Consider the following 20,649-nt stretch of genomic DNA (forward strand, 5'->3'; position numbering starts at 1 on the left):
AAAAATAAGGCGCGTTCATCGCGCCTTATTCATTTCACCGCAATAATTATCAGTGCTTCAGCAGGCGTGGAAGTTGGTTATCCAGTTCCAGCAGGCAGGAATCCATATATTTTTCGGTGGTTTTGGTGACCAGCGCATAGTTATTTGCCTGCCAGTCTGTGAGCGGGGCGGTCACGACAGTCGGCGTACATTCTGCAATAACCCAGGCGGAGAACATATTCGCATCTTCAGGTTTCTTGTAGAACTTAATGGTATAGCGCAGTTCATAATCAGAATTGGCGCTGGAGAGATCTTTATAAACCAGCAACCATTGTGCAGCCACAATATTCAGATTGTTTTTATACTGATAGCCGTTGCCGTTTTTTTCCAGCCATTTTGCGATGAGAGGCTTGGCTCTTGGCGTGAGATAGTTTTTCGTGGGTTCTGGCAGGGCTTTGATCTCCGATCCTTTCAGGTTTTCCTTACTGAAGGAATTTACGGCAATTCCTCCGGCCAGCACGGATGTCAGAACATTCAGCCCCACGCCTGCCGCCGTGTAAGAGGGCGTCACTTCACGTAAATAGATATCGGGCGAGCGGTTGTTATTCATATCTGCTGAAGCAAAACCAGAGTACAAGCCAACACTGCTGCCATTAGCGGCAGTGATTTTTTCAGATTGAGTCGTGGCACACGCGGATAATAATAAGCTTGCAGCGACGACGACAATCCCTGTTGAAACTTTCATGCAACAATTTCCCTTTTAGCTTTATAAAAATCTATCAATGCGTCTTCAGGTATTAACCCTGTTTTATTCATTGTGTTGTTTCTGGGGCAGAACGACGTTATTCCTGTCGGCCAGGAAGATTAAAGCATTAATAAAAATATTAGGGAAGGTGTGATTTATTTAATGCGGTAATATTACCGGAGGTAAATAGTCGGGGAAGGAGAACGGCTTTTAAAAAACTAAGAGGCACTGAGTGCCTCCGGTCATATTACGGTGTCTGATTTAACTTCTGGTTAAACGTCTGGTTATTCTGCTGGATCTGCAACCGTTGCTGATTGCTCTGGATTTGCGATTTCAGCTTAAGCTGTTGCTGCTGCTGACTGCTGCGTAAATCCTGCTCCTGCTGGCGTTTCTGCATTTGCTGATTGTTCTGCTGCTGTTGTTGCATACGCTGTTGCGACGGGTTGGTCAGCAGGGGATCGTTAGCGTTGGGCACTTTGTCGGCGGCGCCCGCAGTGTGAACGGCAAGCAGCAATGGCAGTACGGCAATAATTCCATATGAGCGTTTCATCGGTTCATCCTCCATTTCCAGTCATCCGTTAAGTGTATGCCATCACACCCGACAGCGTGTCATTTGAGGGCACGTTTCCCTCAAAGCGTGGCATGCGTCTCGTTTGCTCTATAATTAAACAAACGTCAACCACCTTCACGCTTCGCGGTTTCCTTCATTCCGCTACAATCATCCATCTTTATCATTTTAGGGCTCAACTGCCGTGCCTTTACTCATTATCACCACCATTTTGTGGGCCTTTTCCTTCAGCCTGATTGGCGTCTATCTCGCCGGACAGGTCGACAGCGTATTCGCCGTGCTGGTCCGTTTAGGGCTGGCGGCGCTGGTTTTCCTGCCGTTTTTACGCTGGAAAGGCCATCAGCTCACCACCATCTTGCTGTACATGGCCGTGGGCGCGATGCAGCTTGGCATCATGTATCTCATCAGCTTTGAGGCATATCTGTACCTTTCGGTGCCGGAATTCCTGCTGTTTACCGTGATGACGCCGCTGTACGTTACGCTGATTTATGACCTGATCAGCGGGCGCAAAATCCGCATCGGCTATGCGCTCAGCGCGCTGCTGGCGGTGGCGGGTGCGGCGATTATCCGTTACGACCACATCAGTGAACATTTCATCATCGGCCTGCTGCTGGTGCAGGCGGCGAACATTTGTTTTGCCATCGGGCAGGTAGGCTATAAACGTCTGATGGAAACCCGTCCGGTGCCGCAGCACACGGCGTTTTCCTGGTTCTACATCGGTGCGCTGCTGTGCGCCGTTGTGGCGTGGTTCCTGTGGGGCAATCCGCAAAAACTGCCGACCACGGATCTGCAATGGGGCATTCTGGTGTGGCTGGGGATCGGCGCATCGGGGCTTGGGTATTTCATGTGGAACTACGGTGCAACGCAGGTTGATGCGGGAACACTTGGGATTATGAACAACTTTCACGTCCCGGCCGGGCTGCTGGTTAATCTGGCGATCTGGCAACAGCAGCCGCACTGGCCGAGCTTTATCGTGGGAGCCGCAGTGATTATGTCCTCACTGTGGGTACACCGGCGTTGGGTCGTGCCGCGTCGCGAACAAACGGCAGATGATCGCACGCGTGCTGCCGCGCCGAACGAATAAAGGCTTCGGTCACCGGCTGGCGCTGTTCGCCGTCACGCACGGCAGCGTACAGCCGGCTCCATAAGCCATCGCCCAGGGTTTTGGTCACAACCAGACCCTGGCGCTCAAAACTTTCCACCACCCAGTGGGGCAGCGCCGCAATCCCCATTCTCGCCGACACCATCTGAATCAATAACAACGTGTTATCGACATTTTTCAGTGCCGGACTGACGCCCGCCGGTTGCAGGAAATGCCGCCAGATATCCAGACGCTGCCGCTGCACGGGATAAATCATCAGCGTTTCACTGCTGAGGTCTTCCGGTGTGATGACCGGTTTCGCCGCCAGCGGATGATCCGGTGCCAGCACCAGACGCACTTCAAAATCAAACATCGGGGAATAATGCAGACCGCTGCGCGGCAGGATGTCGGAGGTTAAGACGATATCCAGCTCGCCCTGTTGCAGCGCGGGCTGCGGGTCGAATGTCACGCCGGATTTGAAATCCATCATCACCTGCGGCCAGTTCTGATGGAAGTTATCCAGCGCGGGCGTCAGCCACTGAATACAGCTGTGACACTCAATCGCAATGCGTAACGACGCCTGATGCGGTTCATTGCATGCCTGCAACGCCTGCTGGATTTGCGGCAGCACCTGTTCCGCCAGATTCAGCATGATTTCGCCCTGCGGCGTGAACCGTAAAGGCTGACTTTTTCGCACGAACAACCTGAAACCGAGACGTTGCTCAAGGTCACTGAACTGGTGCGACAGGGCCGATTGGGTCTGATGAAGCTGTGAGGCGGCGGCGGCCAGTGACCCGGTGTTGCGCAGTGCTTGCAACGTTCGCAGGTGTTTCAGTTCGATCATGAGAGTCCTTCACTGTGTCATGAATAATTTGCGCTTGTGGAATATACACTACCTGCGGATTATGGATGTGTAAACATCTGGATGGCTAAACGGGAATTAAAAAGATGACGATACTGAATCACACTCTGGGTTTTCCACGCGTTGGTCTGCGTCGTGAACTTAAAAAAGCACAAGAAAGCTACTGGGCAGGCAATTCCACTCAGGAAGAACTGCTGGCCACCGGCCGCGAACTGCGCGCCCGTCACTGGAAACAACAAACTGAAGCTGGCGTGGATATGGTGCCGGTGGGCGATTTCGCCTGGTACGATCACGTTCTGACCACCAGCCTGCTGCTGGGTAACGTGCCGGCACGTCACCAGAACGCCGATGGCTCTGTTGACCTCGATACTTTATTCCGTCTTGGCCGTGGCCGCGCACCGTCCGGTAAACCGGCTGCCGCTGCGGAAATGACCAAATGGTTTAACACCAACTATCACTACATGGTGCCGGAGTTTGTGAAAGGGCAGAAATTCAAACTGACCTGGACACAACTGCTGGAAGAAGTGGACGAAGCGCTGGCGCTCGGCCACAAAGTGAAACCTGTTCTGCTGGGGCCGCTGACTTATCTGTGGCTCGGCAAAGTGAAAGGCGAACAGTTCAACCGCCTTTCCCTGCTCAACGACATTCTGCCGGTATATCAGAAGGTGCTGGCGGAGCTGGCAAAGCGCGACATCGAATGGGTGCAGATCGACGAACCGGCGCTGGTGCTGGAACTGCCGCAGGAATGGCTGGATGCCTGCAAACCGGCCTACACCGCGCTGGAACAGAGCAAAATCAAACTGCTGCTGACCACTTATTTCGACAGCGTCGGGCATAACCTCGACATCATCCGCCAGCTGCCGGTGCAGGGTCTGCACATTGACGCCGTTGCCGGTCGCGATGACCTGCAAACTGTGTTCAACGCGCTGCCTGAAGACTGGCTGATTTCTCTGGGGGTGATCAATGGCCGTAACGTCTGGCGTGCGGATCTGAGCACCTGGTTTGACCGTCTGAAACCGCTGGTGGCAGGCCGTAATGTCTGGATCGGCAGCTCCTGTTCACTGCTGCACAGCCCGATCGATTTAAGTGTCGAAAGCCGTCTGGATGAGGAAGTGAAAAGCTGGTTCGCGTTTGCCCTGCAAAAATGTGCCGAGCTGGCGTTGCTGACCTCCGCGCTGAACAATCCCACCGGGGAAGCGCAGCAGAAACTGGCACAATACAGCGCACCCATCCGCGCCCGCCGTGAGTCCGCCCGAGTGAACAATGCGGCAGTCACTCAGCGCGTGGCCGCGATCACCGGCGCCGATATTGAGCGACAGAACGTTTATACCCAACGTGCCAAAGCCCAGCGTGCCCGTTTCAATTTGCCTGCATGGCCGACCACCACCATCGGTTCTTTCCCGCAAACCACCGAAATTCGCGGCCTGCGTCTGGACTTCAAACAAGGCCGTCTGGATAACACCAAATACCGCACCGGTATCAGCGAGCACATTAAGCAGGCCATCAAAGAGCAGGAACGTCTGGATATCGACGTGCTGGTTCACGGTGAAGCTGAACGTAATGACATGGTTGAATACTTCGGTGAGCATCTGGACGGTTTTGTGTTCACGCAAAACGGCTGGGTACAGAGCTACGGTTCCCGCTGCGTGAAACCGCCGGTGATTATCGGCGACGTCAGCCGTCCCGAAGCGATCACCGTTGAGTGGGCGAAGTACGCCCAGTCCCTGACCGAAAAACCGGTCAAAGGCATGCTCACCGGCCCGCTCACCATTCTCTGCTGGTCCTTCCCGCGTGAAGATATCAGCCGTGAAACCATCGCCAAACAAATCGCGCTGGCGCTGCGTGACGAAGTGGAAGATCTGGAAAAAGCCGGTATCGGCATCATTCAGATTGATGAACCGGCGCTGCGCGAAGGCCTGCCATTGCGTCAGTCCGAGTGGAAGGCGTACCTGCGCTGGGCGGTGGATGCGTTCAAACTCAATGCCGCGGTTGCCCGTGATGACACCCAGATCCACACCCACATGTGTTACTGCGAATTCAACGACATCATGGATTCCATTGCCGCGCTGGATGCTGACGTGATCACCATCGAAACCTCGCGTTCTGATATGGATTTGCTGGAATCATTCAAAGACTTCGAATACCCGAACGAAATCGGACCGGGCGTCTATGACATTCACTCGCCGAATGTCCCAAGCGTGGAATGGATTGAAGATCTGCTGCGAAAAGCTGCGGACCGCATTCCGGCAGAGCGTCTGTGGGTCAATCCGGATTGCGGGCTGAAAACCCGGGGCTGGCCTGAAACCCGCGAATCGCTGGAAAACATGGTCAAAGCCGCCAAACGTCTGCGCGCTGAGCAAGCCTGAAATTAAGAGTTGTTGTGTTGTTGCTGCAACAGTTGGGGCACTCCGGTGCCCCTTTTTTTTGGCGCTCATTCGTACTTTGTTACGACTCTCTCAGGCGGCGTCATACGGTGGCTGCGGGCTGATTAGCGGCCATTTTGGCGGCTCGTTTCCGCACGAGGTGGCGTTGTCCGCTAGGCTTAAAGGACGTTTCATTCATTTCAAACATTTAAAACAGGGAGAGAACATGAACCGATTTACAGACAAAGTGGTTGTCGTGACCGGCGCGGGTTCAGGTATGGGGGCGGCAACGGCCCGGCGTTTTGCTGATGAAGGCGCGATAGTCGTGCTGGTTGGCCGAACCAAAGAGAAACTGGAGAAAGTCGCGAGCACGCTGAGCAGCACGCAATATTATATTCATCTGGCAGATGTTTCGTCGGCGCAGGACGTCGAGCGAATGGCGGCGGTGATCGGGGATAAATTTGGCCGCGTGGATGTGCTGGTGAATGGCGCAGGCGTGGTCGTCCAGGGGAAAGTGACCGAGGCAAGTCTCGAGGACTGGCAAAAAATTCTGGCCATCGACCTGAGCGGTGTTTTCTACTGCACGCGTTTCTTTATGCCCGCGCTGATAAAAAGCAAAGGCAACATCGTGAACATCTCATCCGTGTCTGGCATGGGCGGCGACTGGGGCATGAGTTTCTACAACGCGGCCAAAGGCGGCGTAACCAACTTCACCCGTTCGGTTGCTATGGATCACGGTAAAGACGGTGTGCGTGTCAACGCGGTTTGCCCATCGCTGACCTTTACCGAGATGGCGGCAGGGATAAAAGACAATCAGCCTCTGCTGGATAAATTTGCAGAACGCATCCCGCTTGGCCGTGGCGCTGAGCCGGAAGAAATCGCTGACGTGATCGCGTTTCTCGCCAGCCACGATGCCCGGTTTGTGACCGGCGTAAATCTGCCGGTGGATGGCGGGCTCAGTGCCTCTAACGGCCAGCCTCCGCAGGCATAACCGGCTGTGTCCTGTTCACCGGCGTGCGTCGACGGCCGCCGGTGAACCCTTTTCCCGTCAATGTTTTCCCGTCATTGTTCGCAAATCTGTGACTTCTTTTTCTTCCTTCCACGCAGGTTGGTTATCATGGTGTGATTCTGCAAACAGGTAGCACGACCATGACTCATCCGCTTTTTTCTGTTTTATCTCCGGTACTTGAAGCCACCAATGGCATCCGCCAGGTTTATTATGCGGGCAACCAGCATCCGGTTCCTGCGCTGGCCTATCAGGTCGATTTTCCGCGTCTCGAGCTGATTCTGGACGGCGAGCAGGTAATGGAATGGGAGGACGAACAGGGGACGACTCAGGCGACGCTCCTGCAGGCGGGCGATGTGTTATATGTTCCGGCGAAAGGCTGGAACAGCCCCCGGTGGCAGATGCCGGTGCGCACGCTGAGTATTTTATTTGGCAAACAGCAACTGGGTTTTAGCCTGCTCCACTGGAATGGTGCAGGTTTTGATTCCAGCGAAAAGGGCAATATCGGCAGACGCGGCCCGCGCGTCGGGGCATTTATGTTGCAGGCGCTGAACGAGCTGGCGTGGCACAGAAGCGATCAGCAAACCGCGAAATTTTTGGTGAAAGGGCTGCTGAGCCATGCGTTAGATCTGTTCAGCTCTTCGGTACAAACGGCATCGCGCAGCCAGGCTCTGTTCAGTGCCATCCGCCAGCATATCGAAGTCTATTTTCGCGAGCCGCTGACCCGCGATTCTGTCGCTAAATCTTTCTACATCTCGCCGAATTATTTATCGCATTTATTCCAAAAAAGCGGCGGCATCGGGCTGAATGAATATCTGAATTATGTCCGGCTGGAACAGGCGAAAAATCTGCTGAAAGGCTACGACATGAAGGTGAAAGAAGTGGCGCATGCCTGCGGATTTACCGACAGTAACTACTTTTGCCGTCAGTTTAAGAAAAGCACCGAACGTTCCCCGTCGGAATACCGTCGGCAATATCGCAGCCAGTTTGAGCAGGAACAGGCGTGATGTGTTTTGCAGTTTGCGGGCAACCCTGGCGAAGGCAAGGTTACGGCAGGATGATGTGTGTACCCTGTGGCGAGGTGGCTATTTTCTTTACGGCAGTCATCACTTTTTCGGGCGTGCGTAAAAAGGTATGCATGCCTGTCTGAACGCAGCGGCTGTGGGCAAAGCGCTCGCGGTTTTCCAGTTGGATCTCGGTGATTAACAGAACAATATCGGCCTGAGCGATATCACTTTCTGACAGCATGTTTTCAATGCCCAGCGCGCCCTGCGTTTCCACTTTCACCTGCCATTTTTCCTGTGCGCTGAGCTTTTCAAGACGCTCTGCCGCCATATAAGTGTGCGCCACACCGCTGATACATGCGGTTACTGCAACCAGTTTGAGCGACATCGTATTTCCTCTGATCAAAAGTTTTACCCACCCAGCGTCACGTTATAACCGTATTTTTCGGCCATCGCATAAAACGGCGCAATAGTTGCGGCATCCGGCACCTTTGTTTGATGCATTGAATAGGGTTTATCCAGTAACGGATATTTCGCTTCACCGTATTTGTGGAAGGGTAAAAGGTGGATTTCAGTTAATTTGAAAGGCTTCAGGAAATCCAATATTTGTCGCATATTTTCAGGCGTTAACGTGAAGCCTGGGATCAGCGGAATCCGTGGAAGCAGCTTCACGCCGCGTTGTGTCAGCGCGGTGAAATTCTGCAACACTCTTGGCTGGTTCATATTGAGCACTGATCTTGCCAGCGCGGGATCCATCATTTTGAAATCATACAACACCTGATCGCAGTGATCGGTAAGCGCAAGCAGATGATCCAGCGGCGCATCGCCCGCCGTTTCGATCGCCGTCGAAATGCCCAAAGCCTGCAACTGCCGGAGTAACTGGCCGGCAAAAGCATATTGCATTAACACCTCGCCACCTGACAGCGTGACACCGCCGCCCGACGAACGGAAAAAAATCTCATCTTTGAGCAGGCGTGTCATTAACGCCGGCAGCGTAATGTCTTCGCCGACATATTCCATTGCGCCACTCGGGCATTCGTTCGGATCCTGCAAACAGGTGCGGCAGTTCAGGCATTTCGCCTGCCGTTTGATGACCTGAATACGTGGCGACATCGATTCAGGGTTGGCGCACCACGGACAGCGGTGCGGGCAGCCTTTGAAGAAAACCAGGGTACGAATACCCTGGCCGTCATTGAGCGAAAAGCGCTGAATATTGAAAATGCGCCCGCGCCTTTCCGGCTCATTCAACACAGGGATCTGCATATCATAACTGGTGTGCGGTACGGCCGATAATGTCATCCTGAATCTCCCTCGACAGTTCGACAAAGAACGCGCTGTAACCCGCCACCCTGACGACCAGCCCGGCAAAATCCTGCGGACGCTTTTGCGCTTCACGCAGTTGTTCAGCGTTCACCACGTTGAACTGTATATGCTGTAGTTTCAGTCGGGTAAAGGCGCCGAGGAAATCCGCCAGTTTGTTCAGCCCCTGCTGACCTTCCAGCGTGGATGGCGTGAATTTCACATTGAGCAACGTCCCGTTAGACAGCAGAGTGTTGTCGAGTTTGCTGACCGATTTCAGGACGGCGGTCGGCCCTTGGTGATCTTGTCCCAGCATCGGGGAAAGGCCGCCGTCGGCAAGTTGCTCACCGGCGAACCGTCCATCGGGCGTTGCACCGACCACGGCGCCCAGCGGCACATGTGCTGACACCGTGTAAGAACCCGGAGTGAACTGGCCGCCACGCGGGTTGCGGTATTGCTCGACCTCTTTGCAGTAATAACGCAGTAAGTCGGCACTGATTAAATCCACTTCATCAACGTCGTTGCCATATTTCTCGAAGCGGTTGATGAGCCGGGCGCGGATGGCGCGGCCCTCTTCACTGGCAAAGTTCTCTTTCAGCGAAGCCAGTAGCTCATCAAACGTCAGACGTTGCTGGTCAAACACCATGCCTTTGAGTGCGTGCAGGGAATCGCTGAGATTCGCGATGCCAATGCCCTGAACCCCCGAGAAGTTGTAGCGCGCGCCGCCCTCAGTAATGTCTTTGCCGCTGTTCAGACAGCCTTCGATAAACGAAGACAGCAGGGGAACCGGCGCCCAGTCACGGTGGCCGATGTCACAGATATTGCTGCCCTGCGCCATCAGCCTGACGTAATGGCTGATTTTCTGGCGGATCTGCTCCACCAGTTCCGGATAAGTCATTGCCGCATTGCCTTCATTTTCGTGCAGCGTCAGTTCCATGACTTTCAGCAGGTTAAACATCGCGATGTCATGCAGGCCGTATGTTTTTCCCGGAATCGATAATTCGACGCAGCCCACCACGGCGTAATCCCGCGCGTCTTCAAGCGAAACACCGCGGTTAAGGAAGGCAGGCACCACGACTTCATCATTGAAGATTTGCGGAATACCGGTCCCCATTCGGATCGTTTCGGCGGTTTTCAGCAGGAACGGGCGGTCAATCAGTTCATTGACCCGCACCCCGAGATTCGGCTGCGGCAGGCAAACATTCTGGTAGGCATCCAGACAGAGGAACGACAGCACATTGACGGCGCTGCGACCGGTTTCTGTCAGGCCGCCCAGTAAAATGGTGTAACCGGTCGGGAAACCGGCGAAGTAACGGGCGCTGGAGGCGGAGCGTAACAGCACGATGTCATTGCATTTCACCCACAGACTTTCCAGCAACTCTTTAAGAAACGCCGGGGATTCGCCGTGTGAAAGGGAATGCTGGTAGAACGGCAGCATGTACTGATCGAAGCGGCCAAGTGACAATGAACTGGCGTTGGATTCGTACTGCAAAATGATATTCATGTACCAGAACAGCTGGCAGGCCTGATAGAAATCCTGCGGCTTATTGCCGGAAATATGGCGCGAGACGTGAGCGATACGTACCAGTTCCTGTTTTCTTGTGTCGTCCTGACAGCTTTCCGCCATCTCTTCAGCCAGTGCGGCGTAGCGCAAAATATGCCGTTGTGCGGCCTTAAGCAGAATCAGCGCCGCCTGATAAAAGGCGTTATCCGGCGCCTGATCATTGAGCTGCACAAGTTCAGCCACTAAATTGTCCAGACCCGAATTAAGCAGGCGCGGGTAATCAATAATGATGTGCCCCTGGCCTTTATCGGTCTGATTAATACTGAAAATCTGGGTCCGGGTGGCCGCCGTGACCTCTTCCGGCATCTGGCTGTTGATGAAGTCTTTCATTGAGCGCGATTCCCAGTAAGGGAAAAGCTGCCCGCGATAGATCTGTTTATCTTCCCCGGAAATAGTGAAACGGTCCTGGGGGCGGGTGGAAAACGCGTCCAGCTCTTTGAGCAGCCAGTAAGGGTCCATTTCAGGAGAGATGATCCCCGCACGCGGTTTGACCGTTCGGTTACCGGCAATCAGCTCGTCTTCACGCAGGGCAATCTCAACGTTATCCATAATGTATGCCGTGGCTTTAGCACGGCGCACAAGAGTCAGTTCGCCCTCTGTGCTGCGGTGACTTTCGGTATACAGCAGGGCACGTTCCAGCGAGATTTCACGCGGGCTGGCGAACAGTGCGGCTTTCAGTCGTTCGGTGCGGGACGTCATCATATTCTCCTTGTGATCAATCCGTGACGGCAGCTTTAGTCAGGTGTGCTGCGATTTTTTCCATAATGGCGTCAGCGCGTTTTACTGCGTCACTGATACCTACGCGAACGGTGACTTTGCCTTTAAAGCGCTCTTCAAATTTGATGCCAATATCTTTGGTCAGGATCACGATGTCGGCGGCAGCGACGTCTTCGGCGGTCAGTTCGTTCTCCAGACCGATTGAGCCCTGAGTTTCCACTTTGCATTCCCAGCCTTTGGCTTTCGCTGCGCGTTCAATGGCCTCTGCTGCCATGTAGGTATGGGCAACGCCGGAAGGGCAGGCGGTAACAGCAATAATTTTGGTCATAGTTAATTCCCTGATGTCAGTTAATTTCGAAGTCTAAGTCCAGGTCAGATTCCTGATGTGTCTTGTTGGATTGCTTTTTGGCCGCCAGATACTTCAGCAGATTGAGACAAAGGGCGGTGACGACCATGCCGACCAGCAGCGCGCCGATGTAAGCAAATTTGCCCTGAACGACAGGCAGTACGATCAGCCCGCCCCATCCCGCGTAGCACTCTGCGCCGAGCAGGGCGGCAGTCACCGCGGCACAGGCAGAACCGAACATGATGGAAGGAATAACGCGCAGCGGGTCGGCAGCGGCGAAGGGAATCGCGCCTTCAGTGATGCCGACGCAACCCATCAGCATGGCCGCTTTGCCGGCTTCACGCTCCTCGGTGGAATAATACTTACGGCCAATCAGCGTTGCGAAACCTACACCGAGCGGAGGTGTGGCGATGGCAACCGCCGCAATGGCGACCACCGTATACACACCCTGCGCCACGCAAATCAGCATAAAGGCGTAGGCAACTTTGTTGACCGGCCCGCCCATATCGAAAGCCAGCATCAGACCCATAATGATGGCGAGTACCACAATGCTGCCCTGCTGCATGCCTTGCAGCCAGTGGGTGAGCGAGGTGGTCAGCAGCCCGACAGGTTCACCCAGCCCCCACATCATGATCCCCGCCGTCAGCAACGTACCTACGATCGGGATCACGAAGATCGGCATCACTGAGCGCAGGATCTTAGGAACCGGGATCTTCTTGAGATAGAAAACAATGATGCCGCCCAGCAGGCCTGCAATGATTGCGCCGAAAAAACCGGCACCAAAAGAGGCGCCGACCCAGGCACCGATGGCGGCAGGAGCCAGTGCAGAGCGATCGGCAATGGAATACCCGATGTAGGCAGCCAGAAAGGGCACCATCAGGGTTAAACCGGCGACGCCGATATCAAACAGCTTTTTGAGATTGGGATCGGTCAGAGGGTCCGGAACGGCGCCTTTACCGTACAGCATGACGGAGATGGCCAGTAAAATGCCCCCCGCGACGACAAAGGGGATCATGTGGGAGACGCCAGTCATCAGGTGCTGACGGGTATTTTTTAGAATATTGAGCAAGTCTTTCATGATTGGCTCCGGGAACGGCTGGTGTCGGGCTTAACGATCGCAAATATCAGGGCTGATTAACGAGAAAAGCCCAGATACTGAAAGGGTATCGACGACAACAATAGGCTGACGGCCGTGGCGCTAATAGTGGACAAAATTGTGTTTTACTGGACTTTTGTAATGTTCGATTGAAAATGCGAGCAGGTTCAAATAACCCGAATAAACCTCAGAATCCTCAACCCCTGTACACTGTGAGCTGCCTCGCAAAAAAGCTCATACATTACATTTATCCAGTGTTTGCCATTTTTGTCTGGTAGCCAGCGGGCGCTTGCGGCTCTTATTCTGCAACAGCCGGTAAATTTCACCGGAATCTGGGATGAGGATTCAGAAATGACCAATAAGTTGAGCTTCACCTGCGTACTGGTAAATGGGGTTCACGCCCGTCCGGCGAGCCATATAGAAACGTTGTGCAATGGATTTACCGCAGCGTTTCAGTGGCATAACACCCGTACCGGCCGCACCGCTGACGGTAAAAGCGTGCTGTCGTTGATCGGCGCAGATATTTTGCTCGGTGATGAATGCCACATCACGGTCGAGGGAGCGGATGAAGACGCCGCCCTGGCCGCTCTCACGCATTTTATTGAACACACATTTCCACTGTGCGATGAAGCCCTTCCTGAACACCCAGAAAATGCAGAGCTCGAACCGCTTCCTGAATCCTTAGCGCATCTCTCGCCGGTGGTTTACCGCGCCCGTTCGGTCAGTGAAGGCTGTGCATCGGGCAGGCTGATTACCCTCTCAAACGTGAATCTGACGGCGCTTACCGATTTGCCTGAGTCACAGGGCAAGGATAAAGAACAAAGTCTGCTTTCCGCCGGGCTGGCGCAGCTTGAAAAATCCATTGAATTACAGCTGATGGAAGGCAGCGGCACCCTCACCGCCGTGCTGGAGGCTCACCGCTCTTTGCTGCGTGATAACAGCCTGCGTGATGCGCTGCTGGGCCACGTCATGGAAGGTAAGAGCTGCGCGCAAAGTATTGTGGATACCGCCGCACATTTCAGTGCGCAACTGGCACAATCTTCCAGCGCCTACTTACGTGAGCGCGAACTGGATATTCGTGATGTCAGTTTCCAGTTGCTGCAACACATTTACGGAGAAGCGCGTTTCGCTCCCCAGCAAACCCTCAGCGAAGCCAGCATTTGTCTGGCCGACGAACTGACGCCAAGTCAGTTTCTCGAACTGGATAAAAAACATCTCAAAGGCCTGCTGCTCGGCAGCGGCGGCAGCACGTCTCACACCGTCATTCTGGCGCGGTCGTTCAATATCCCTGCGCTGGTGGGCGTCGATCCCGAGCCTTTGCAGGCGTATCTGGGACAGGAAGTGCAGATCGACGGTGATCTGGGGTTGATCGCCTGTGCGCTGACGGAACCGGTGCAGCGCTACTATCGTCAGGAGCGGGCGGTGCATCAGGCACTGCGCCAGCAGCAGAGCGAGTATCTCGATAAGCCGGGTTACACCGCTGACGGCGTTCGTCTGGAAGTGGCGGCAAATATTGCGCACTCGGTCGAAGCCAGCGCGGCCTTTGGCAACGGTGCCGAAGCCGTCGGGCTGTTCCGTACAGAAATGCTGTATATGGATCGCGCCAGTGCGCCCTCTGAAGACGAGTTGTACAACATATACTGTCAGGCGACGGAAGCGGCTAACGGCAAAACCATTATCGTGCGTACGATGGATATCGGTGGTGATAAGCCGGTTAATTACCTGAACATTCCCGCTGAAAACAACCCCTTCCTTGGCTATCGCGCCGTGCGTATCTATCAGGAGTTTTTACCGCTGTTTCACACGCAACTGCGCTCGATCCTGCGTGCTTCGGCGCACGGATCGCTGAAAATCATGATCCCGATGATCTCATCAATGGAAGAGATTCTGTGGATCAAAGATCGTCTGGCGGAAGCCAAACAGTCGCTGCGCAGCGAGCAAATCCCGTTTGATGAAAAAATTCAGCTGGGGATCATGCTGGAAGTCCCTTCGGTGATGTTCATCATCGATCAGTGCTGCGAAGAGATTGATTTCTTTAGTATCGGCAGTAACGACCTGACGCAATATCTGCTGGCGGTTGACCGCGACAATGCCAAAGTGACCCGCCATTACAACAGTCTGAATCCGGCGTTTCTGCGTGGCCTCGATCATGTGGTGCGTGAAGTCCATCGCCACGGTAAATGGATTGGCCTGTGCGGTGAACTGGGCGCAAAAGGCTCTGTGCTGCCGTTACTGGTCGGCCTGGGGCTGGATGAAATCAGTATGAACGCGCCGTCAGTTCCGGTGACCAAAGCACGGCTGGCGAAACTCGACAGCCGCGAATGCCGCCTGCTGCTTAACCGCGCCATGCAGTGCCGCACCTCGCTGGAGGTTGAACACCTGCTGGCGCAGTTCCGCATGACGGCGAACGACGCGCCGCTTATCACGACAGAATGTGTGGCGCTGAACAGCGACTGGCGCAGCAAGGAAGAAGTGATCAAAGGCATGGTTGATAACCTGATGCTGGCAGGCCGATGCCGCTACCCGCGCAAACTTGCCGCAGACGTCTGGGCCCGTGAAGCGGTATTTTCGACAGGACTTGGTTTTGGTTTTGCTATCCCGCACACCAAATCTGAGCACATCGAACAGTCGACCATCAGCGTGGCAAAACTCAAGGCACCGGTGCAGTGGGGCGATGAAGAAGCGCAGTTTGTGATCATGCTGACGCTGAATAAACACGCTGCCGGTGACCAGCACATGCGGATTTTCTCTAAACTGGCGCGCCGGATTATGCATGACAGTTTCCGGGATGCGTTGATGCATTCGACCACGGCCGCGCACATTGAAGCGTTGCTCAAACAAGAGCTTGAACTCTGACAGGAGATGGCATGGAACTCTATCTGGACACCGCGGATATAAGCGCAGTCAAACGTTTATCCCGTATTTTACCGCTGCAGGGCGTCACCACTAACCCGAGCATAATCGCTAAAGCGCGCACCTCCTTGTGGGAGGTCTTACCGGCGCTGCGTGACGCGCTCGGTGGCGAAGGAAAACTGTTCGCTCAGGTACTGGCGAATCAGGCCGACCGAATGGTGGAAGAGGCGGAGTTACTGCATTCGCGCGTGCCGGGGCTGATTGTGAAGGTGCCGGTCACTGCCGAAGGGCTGGCGGCGATAAAAATTCTGCGCACCCGTAAAATCCCGACGCTGGGAACGGCCGTGTATGGCGCAGGGCAGGGGCTGCTTTCCGCCCTCGCCGGTGCAGAATATGTCGCCCCCTATGTCAACCGGCTGGACGCTCAGGGCGGTGATGGCATTGCGATGGTGACGGAGTTGCAGCAATTACTGACGCTTCATGCGCCGCAGGCCAAAGTGCTGGCGGCCAGCTTCAAAACGCCGCGTCAGGCGCTGGCGTGTCTGCTGGCGGGCTGCCAGTCGATCACCCTTCCGGTGGATGTGGCGGAGCAGTTTATCGGCGCACCGGCGGTTCAGGCGGCCGTCGTGGCGTTTGAAGAAGACTGGCAGGGCGCGTTCGGTGTGAAAACGCTAAGCTGAGTTGCTCAGCATCTGAGACAGCATTTCGCGTAAAAAAGCCCGACAGGTCAACCTGCCGGGCTTTTTATCATTTTTAACGGCTGAGAATTCTACTTCACACCGGTCTTATTTCACGCCGTACTGTGCAAAGAAATCCAGCATCCGCTTCCAGCCATCGGCGGCGGCTTCAGCGTTGTAGCTCGGGCGGTAATCGGCGTTAAATGCGTGCCCGGCCTCCGGATAGACAACGATTTCCGCATTGGCATTGGCTGCGCGGATGGCCTGACGCATCGTTTCAATCGTCTCCAGAGGAATGCTGGAGTCTTCCCCGCCATATAACCCCAGAACCGGTGCATCCAGCGCCGCAGCGCGATCTACCGGCTGCATCGGGCTGGTCAGCGTTTTGTCACCGACCAGTTTGCCGTACCACGCCACACCCGCTTTCAGCTGCGGATTATGCGCCGCGTACAACCAGGTTATACGGCCGCCCCAGCAGAAACCGGTAATGCCTAATTTTGTGATATCTCCGCCGTGCTGAGAGGCCCAGTGTGCCGCGTGGTCGAGATCGGAAAGTACTTGCTGATCCGGCACTTTGCTCACCAGTTTGGCAAACAACTCGCTGATTTCAGTGTAATCACGCGGATCGCCCTGACGGAAATAGAGCTCCGGCGCGATAGCCAGATAGCCCTGTTTCGCCAGCCGGCGGCAGACATCCTGAATATGCTCGTGCACACCAAAAATCTCCTGCACCACCAGAACGATAGGCAGCTTACCGCTGAAATGTTCCGGACGGGCGAGATAGGCGGGCAGGTCTTCTCCCTGCGAGGGAATGGTGGTCTGGCCGGCGTGCAGGCCATCGGTATCAGTGTGAACGGTAGTTTCAGCCACCGGCGTTACGGCCGGTGCAAAGCTGGTCGGAGCCTGTTTCAGGGGGAGGATTTCGTCGTTTTTCATTGGAGTCTCCATACAGAAAATTTGCGCGATGGATTAAAACTATAGCCGGAAAGCCGCAACAGCAAGGCAGATGAGATGTTCTATAGTTAAAAGTTAGTGAGGAAAAATGTCACGGAAGATCTAAAGAACGCCTTAAACGTCTAGCTGGAGTCTTGTTCAATGTCGAAATTACCTTCAAAAGTGTCCAAAAAGAGTGAGTCAAAACCGGTAAGCCGCGCCCCCGCCACGGGCATTAAATCCACACAACCCGGCCTGGGTGATCTGGCACCTGCCGACAGTGCTTATCAGCCATCGCCACAACCGACGCCGCCGGGCAAAGAGCCCACGGCCTCCGGCAGCGCGAAAAGCCCGCAAAATACCAATGCCAAACTCGATGCGCTGGAGCGGCATCGTAAAAATGGTGAGAAGCAGCCGCTGACCACCAATCAGGGGACGAAAATCTCTGATGATCAAAACTCGCTGAAAGCCGGAAGCCGTGGTCCGACGCTGCTGGAAGATTTTATTCTTCGCGAGAAAATCACGCATTTTGACCACGAGCGCATTCCCGAACGTATCGTTCATGCCCGTGGCGCTGCGGCACATGGCTATTTTCAGCCGTACCGCAGTATGAAATCTGTCACCAAAGCCAGTTTCCTCTCTGATCCGAAAAAACAAACCCCCGTGTTTGTGCGTTTTTCTACCGTGCAGGGATCACGCGGCTCTGCGGATTCTGTCCGCGATATTCGCGGCTGGGCCACCAAGTTTTATACCGATGAAGGCATTTACGATCTGGTCGGCAATAACACGCCGGTATTCTTCATTCAGGATGCCCACAAGTTCCCGGACTTTGTGCATGCGGTGAAACCTGAACCCCACAACGAAATCCCGCAGGGGGCCAGCGCGCACGATTCCTTCTGGGATTACGTCTCGCTGCAACCTGAAACGCTGCATAACGTATTCTGGGCAATGTCCGACCGGGGGATCCCGCGCAGTTATCGCACGATGGAAGGCTTCGGGATCCACACTTTCCGTTTTGTGAATGCGAAGGGAAAATCCACGTTTGTCCGTTTCCACTGGAAGCCACTGGCAGGTAAAGCGTCGTTGCTGTGGGATGAAGCGCAGAAACTGGCCGGTAAAGATGCGGATTTCCATCGCCGTGACTTATGGGAAGCCATTGAAGCCGGTGATTATCCTGAGTATGAGTTGGGTGTTCAGCTGATCCCGGAAGAAGACGAATTCAAATATGATTTTGATTTGCTCGACCCGACCAAACTGATCCCGGAAAAACTGGTGCCGGTGCAGCTTATTGGCAAGATGGTGCTAAATCGTAACCCGGACAATTACTTTGCCGAAACCGAGCAGGTCGCCTTCCACCCCGGCCACGTCGTACCGGGCATTGATTTCACTAATGATCCGTTGTTGCAGGGGCGGCTTTTCTCGTATACCGATACGCAAATCAGCCGTCTGGGCGGGCCAAATTTCCACGAAATTCCGATTAACCGGCCAACCTGCCCGTACCACAATTTCCAGCGTGACGGCATGCACCGCCAGGATGTTGATACCAATCCGGCGAACTATGAGCCGAATTCCATTAACAATAACTGGCCGAGAGAAACCCCTCCGGCAGCATCGGGCGGCGGGTTTGAAAGCTATCCTGAACGCATTGATGCGGAAAAAGTCCGCCAGCGCAGTGAATCGTTTGCCGAGTTTTATGCGCAGCCGCGCCTGTTCTGGCTAAGTCAGACGCCGGTGGAGCAGGAGCATATCGCAGGCGCTTTCTCGTTTGAGTTATCCAAAGTTGTGCGGCCTTACATCCGCGAACGTGTTGTTGATTTGCTGGCCCGCGTCGATCAGTCTCTGGCCCAACAAGTGGCGAAAAATGTCGGCATTACGCTTTCGCCGGACACGCTGAAAATCAAACCGCCAAAACCGGTAAATGGTCTGGAAAGCGATCCTTCTCTCAGCCTGTATGCCAGTGGCAAAGGCGTGATTAAAGGGCGTCAGGTTGCGCTGTTATTAGGTGACGGTGTCAATGCAGCCGATGTGCTGGAAACCTTGCAGGCGCTTCAGGCCGTTGGCGTTCACCCTAAACTGCTGGCCAGCCATTTAGGCACGGTCACGGCCGATGATGGTTCGACATTGCCGATTGATGCCACGTTTGCCGGTTCGCCGTCGATCACGGTTGACGCAGTGATTGTGCCGCACGGGCATATCGACGCGTTGCTGATGAGTGGGGATGCGCGGCATTACGTCCTTGAAGCCTATAAGCATCTGAAAGTTATTGGCCTGAGCGGTGATGCGCGACGCTTCAAATCATTGCTGGGGCTTAAAGATGATGTGGCGGAAGAGGGGATCATTGAAGGCGAAAAAGCGGAAGGTGCCTTGCTGAAAGCCTTTGTGAAAAACTTAGCGAAACACCGGATCTGGTCACGCAGCGCTGCGGCAGATGCTGTTCCTGCCTGACAGGTTAACCCGCACCCGGCAGGCAGAGCCTTGTTATAAGGCAATGCCTGCTTTTTTATGCCTGCCACGAAATCAGACCGTTTAAAAATTCGTCTTTTGCGCTGTAATTTGTGACTAACATCACAAATTAAATGTATGCGTTATTCTTGTTGTTACATCATAGTGACGGCCATCACGAAATAACGTCACAATGTTCAGTACAGTTGCCGGGTGTTCCTCCTGCCAATTTATGACCTTACACACAGAGGAGTTTGTTATGTCTCAGCCTGAAGTTTTCCATCTTGGCCTGGCCAAAAAAGATTTAAACGGCGCGACGCTGGCGATTGTACCCGGCGACCCTGAGCGCGTTGAGAAGATTGCCAAACTGATGGAGAACCCGGTTCGCCTGGCTTCCCACCGCGAATTTACCTCATGGCGCGCTGAGCTTGACGGCAAATCTGTGATTGTCTGCTCAACCGGTATCGGGGGTCCTTCCACCTCTATCGCGGTTGAGGAGCTGGCTCAGCTCGGCATCCGTACCTTCCTGCGCGTCGGTACTACCGGTGCTATCCAGCCACACATCAGTGTGGGCGACGTGCTGGTCACCACCGCCGCCGTTCGCCTTGATGGCGCGAGCCTGCACTTTGCACCGATGGAATTCCCGGCAGTGGCCGATTTCGCCTGTACCACTGCACTGGTTGCTGCGGCTGAGTCCGTGGGTGCACAAACTCACATCGGCGTGACCGCGTCTTCTGACACCTTCTACCCAGGCCAGGAGCGTTATGATACTTACTCTGGCCGCGTGGTTCGTCGCTTTAAAGAATCGATGAAAGAGTGGCAGGAAATGGGCGTCATGAACTATGAAATGGAATCTGCCACCCTGCTGACCATGTGTGCAAGCCAGGGCCTGCGTGCAGGTATGGTTGCCGGTGTCATTGTGAACCGTACGCAGCAGGAAATTCCTGATGCAGAAACCATGAAAAAGACAGAAAGCCACGCGGTTAAGATCGTGGTAGAAGCCGCCCGCCGCCTGATCTGATTTTACCGTTCTCAAACAAGATATCCCCCCGATGGGCTGCCTCTGGCGGCCCATTTTTTTGCCCATTGCCGGTGATCTGTTAAGGTCATGTTA

17 protein-coding genes are annotated in these 20,649 nt (G+C 54.5%); 8 read left to right on the plus strand and 9 right to left on the minus strand.

The features are described 5' to 3' along the window. Positions 1-49 precede the first annotated feature (49 nt). Positions 50-724 carry a hypothetical protein gene (locus ACQZQY_RS06350; protein ID WP_431296802.1) on the minus strand — a complete coding sequence of 225 codons (675 nt, stop codon included), beginning with the start codon at positions 722-724 and terminating at the stop codon, positions 50-52. 247 nt (positions 725-971) lie between these two features. After that, positions 972-1,274 carry a DUF2756 domain-containing protein gene (locus ACQZQY_RS06355; RefSeq protein WP_431296803.1) on the minus strand — a complete coding sequence of 101 codons (303 nt, stop codon included), beginning with the start codon at positions 1,272-1,274 and terminating at the stop codon, positions 972-974. 202 nt (positions 1,275-1,476) lie between these two features. Here ACQZQY_RS06355 and ACQZQY_RS06360 point away from each other — a divergent pair, with 202 nt between their 5' ends. Then, positions 1,477-2,376: a carboxylate/amino acid/amine transporter gene (locus tag ACQZQY_RS06360; protein WP_136375144.1), complete on the plus strand. Its 900-nt coding sequence runs from the start codon at positions 1,477-1,479 to the stop codon at positions 2,374-2,376. Here the strand turns inward: ACQZQY_RS06360 and metR are convergent. Next, positions 2,282-3,217, minus strand: a complete 936-nt coding sequence (metR, locus tag ACQZQY_RS06365) for an HTH-type transcriptional regulator MetR (RefSeq protein ID WP_056772115.1) — start codon at positions 3,215-3,217, stop codon at positions 2,282-2,284. The genes ACQZQY_RS06360 and metR overlap by 95 nt on opposite strands. Positions 3,218-3,321: 104 nt before the next feature. Here metR and metE point away from each other — a divergent pair, with 104 nt between their 5' ends. The 3 genes from metE (at position 3,322) to ACQZQY_RS06380 (ending at position 7,611) form a co-directional block, all read left to right on the plus strand. Beyond that, a complete protein-coding gene (gene metE, locus ACQZQY_RS06370; protein ID WP_431296804.1) occupies positions 3,322-5,601 on the plus strand; it encodes a 5-methyltetrahydropteroyltriglutamate--homocysteine S-methyltransferase in 2,280 nt (759 codons plus the stop codon). Positions 5,602-5,824: 223 nt separating this feature from the next. After that, the gene (locus tag ACQZQY_RS06375) at positions 5,825-6,589 is read left to right on the plus strand and encodes an SDR family NAD(P)-dependent oxidoreductase (RefSeq protein WP_056772109.1); all 765 of its coding nucleotides are present in this window, start codon (positions 5,825-5,827) and stop codon (positions 6,587-6,589) included. Between the two features lie 158 nt (positions 6,590-6,747). Beyond that, entirely contained in the window at positions 6,748-7,611 is an 864-nt protein-coding gene (locus tag ACQZQY_RS06380; protein WP_414070153.1) for an AraC family transcriptional regulator, read from the plus strand. Positions 7,612-7,651: 40 nt separating this feature from the next. Here ACQZQY_RS06380 and ACQZQY_RS06385 read toward each other — a convergent pair whose 3' ends face one another. From ACQZQY_RS06385 to ACQZQY_RS06405, 5 genes are read right to left on the minus strand one after another with little or no spacing between them, the layout of a single operon-like run. Then, complete coding sequence (locus tag ACQZQY_RS06385) at positions 7,652-7,996, minus strand: PTS fructose-like transporter subunit IIB (RefSeq protein ID WP_056772102.1); 345 nt, start codon at positions 7,994-7,996, stop codon at positions 7,652-7,654. 23 nt (positions 7,997-8,019) lie between these two features. Beyond that, the gene (locus ACQZQY_RS06390) at positions 8,020-8,907 is read right to left on the minus strand and encodes a [formate-C-acetyltransferase]-activating enzyme (RefSeq protein WP_183850419.1); all 888 of its coding nucleotides are present in this window, start codon (positions 8,905-8,907) and stop codon (positions 8,020-8,022) included. Further along, positions 8,873-11,170 (minus strand): formate C-acetyltransferase, encoded by a 2,298-nt coding sequence (locus ACQZQY_RS06395; protein ID WP_217202729.1) that lies wholly within the window; start codon positions 11,168-11,170, stop codon positions 8,873-8,875. The genes ACQZQY_RS06390 and ACQZQY_RS06395 overlap by 35 nt, the downstream gene beginning before the upstream one ends. A gap of 16 nt (positions 11,171-11,186) precedes the next feature. Next, the gene (locus tag ACQZQY_RS06400) at positions 11,187-11,516 is read right to left on the minus strand and encodes a PTS fructose-like transporter subunit IIB (RefSeq protein ID WP_122096552.1); all 330 of its coding nucleotides are present in this window, start codon (positions 11,514-11,516) and stop codon (positions 11,187-11,189) included. A gap of 16 nt (positions 11,517-11,532) precedes the next feature. Then, entirely contained in the window at positions 11,533-12,612 is a 1,080-nt protein-coding gene (locus ACQZQY_RS06405) for a PTS fructose transporter subunit EIIC (RefSeq protein WP_122096553.1), read from the minus strand. Positions 12,613-12,981: 369 nt separating this feature from the next. Between ACQZQY_RS06405 and ptsP the strand changes: the two genes are divergently transcribed. Both ptsP and fsa read left to right on the plus strand, forming a co-directional pair. Beyond that, positions 12,982-15,486: a phosphoenolpyruvate--protein phosphotransferase gene (ptsP, locus tag ACQZQY_RS06410; protein ID WP_431296805.1), complete on the plus strand. Its 2,505-nt coding sequence runs from the start codon at positions 12,982-12,984 to the stop codon at positions 15,484-15,486. Between the two features lie 11 nt (positions 15,487-15,497). Beyond that, positions 15,498-16,163 carry a fructose-6-phosphate aldolase gene (gene fsa, locus ACQZQY_RS06415; protein WP_056772089.1) on the plus strand — a complete coding sequence of 222 codons (666 nt, stop codon included), beginning with the start codon at positions 15,498-15,500 and terminating at the stop codon, positions 16,161-16,163. Positions 16,164-16,268: 105 nt separating this feature from the next. On the opposite strand, the gene ACQZQY_RS06420 is transcribed toward fsa, so the two are convergent. After that, positions 16,269-17,096: a dienelactone hydrolase family protein gene (locus tag ACQZQY_RS06420; protein WP_136374947.1), complete on the minus strand. Its 828-nt coding sequence runs from the start codon at positions 17,094-17,096 to the stop codon at positions 16,269-16,271. A 159-nt stretch (positions 17,097-17,255) separates the two neighbouring features. On the opposite strand from ACQZQY_RS06420, the gene katE reads away from it, so the two are divergent. Beyond that, positions 17,256-19,538, plus strand: coding sequence for a catalase HPII (katE, locus tag ACQZQY_RS06425; RefSeq protein ID WP_414070147.1), 2,283 nt, complete (start codon positions 17,256-17,258; stop codon positions 19,536-19,538). Positions 19,539-19,794: 256 nt separating this feature from the next. Continuing rightward, positions 19,795-20,556, plus strand: a complete 762-nt coding sequence (udp, locus tag ACQZQY_RS06430) for a uridine phosphorylase (protein ID WP_136374946.1) — start codon at positions 19,795-19,797, stop codon at positions 20,554-20,556. Positions 20,557-20,649: the final 93 nt, after the last annotated feature.

The organism is Rahnella sp. PAMC25559 (genome assembly GCF_050632365.1).
GTDB lineage: Bacteria > Pseudomonadota > Gammaproteobacteria > Enterobacterales > Enterobacteriaceae > Rahnella > Rahnella rivi.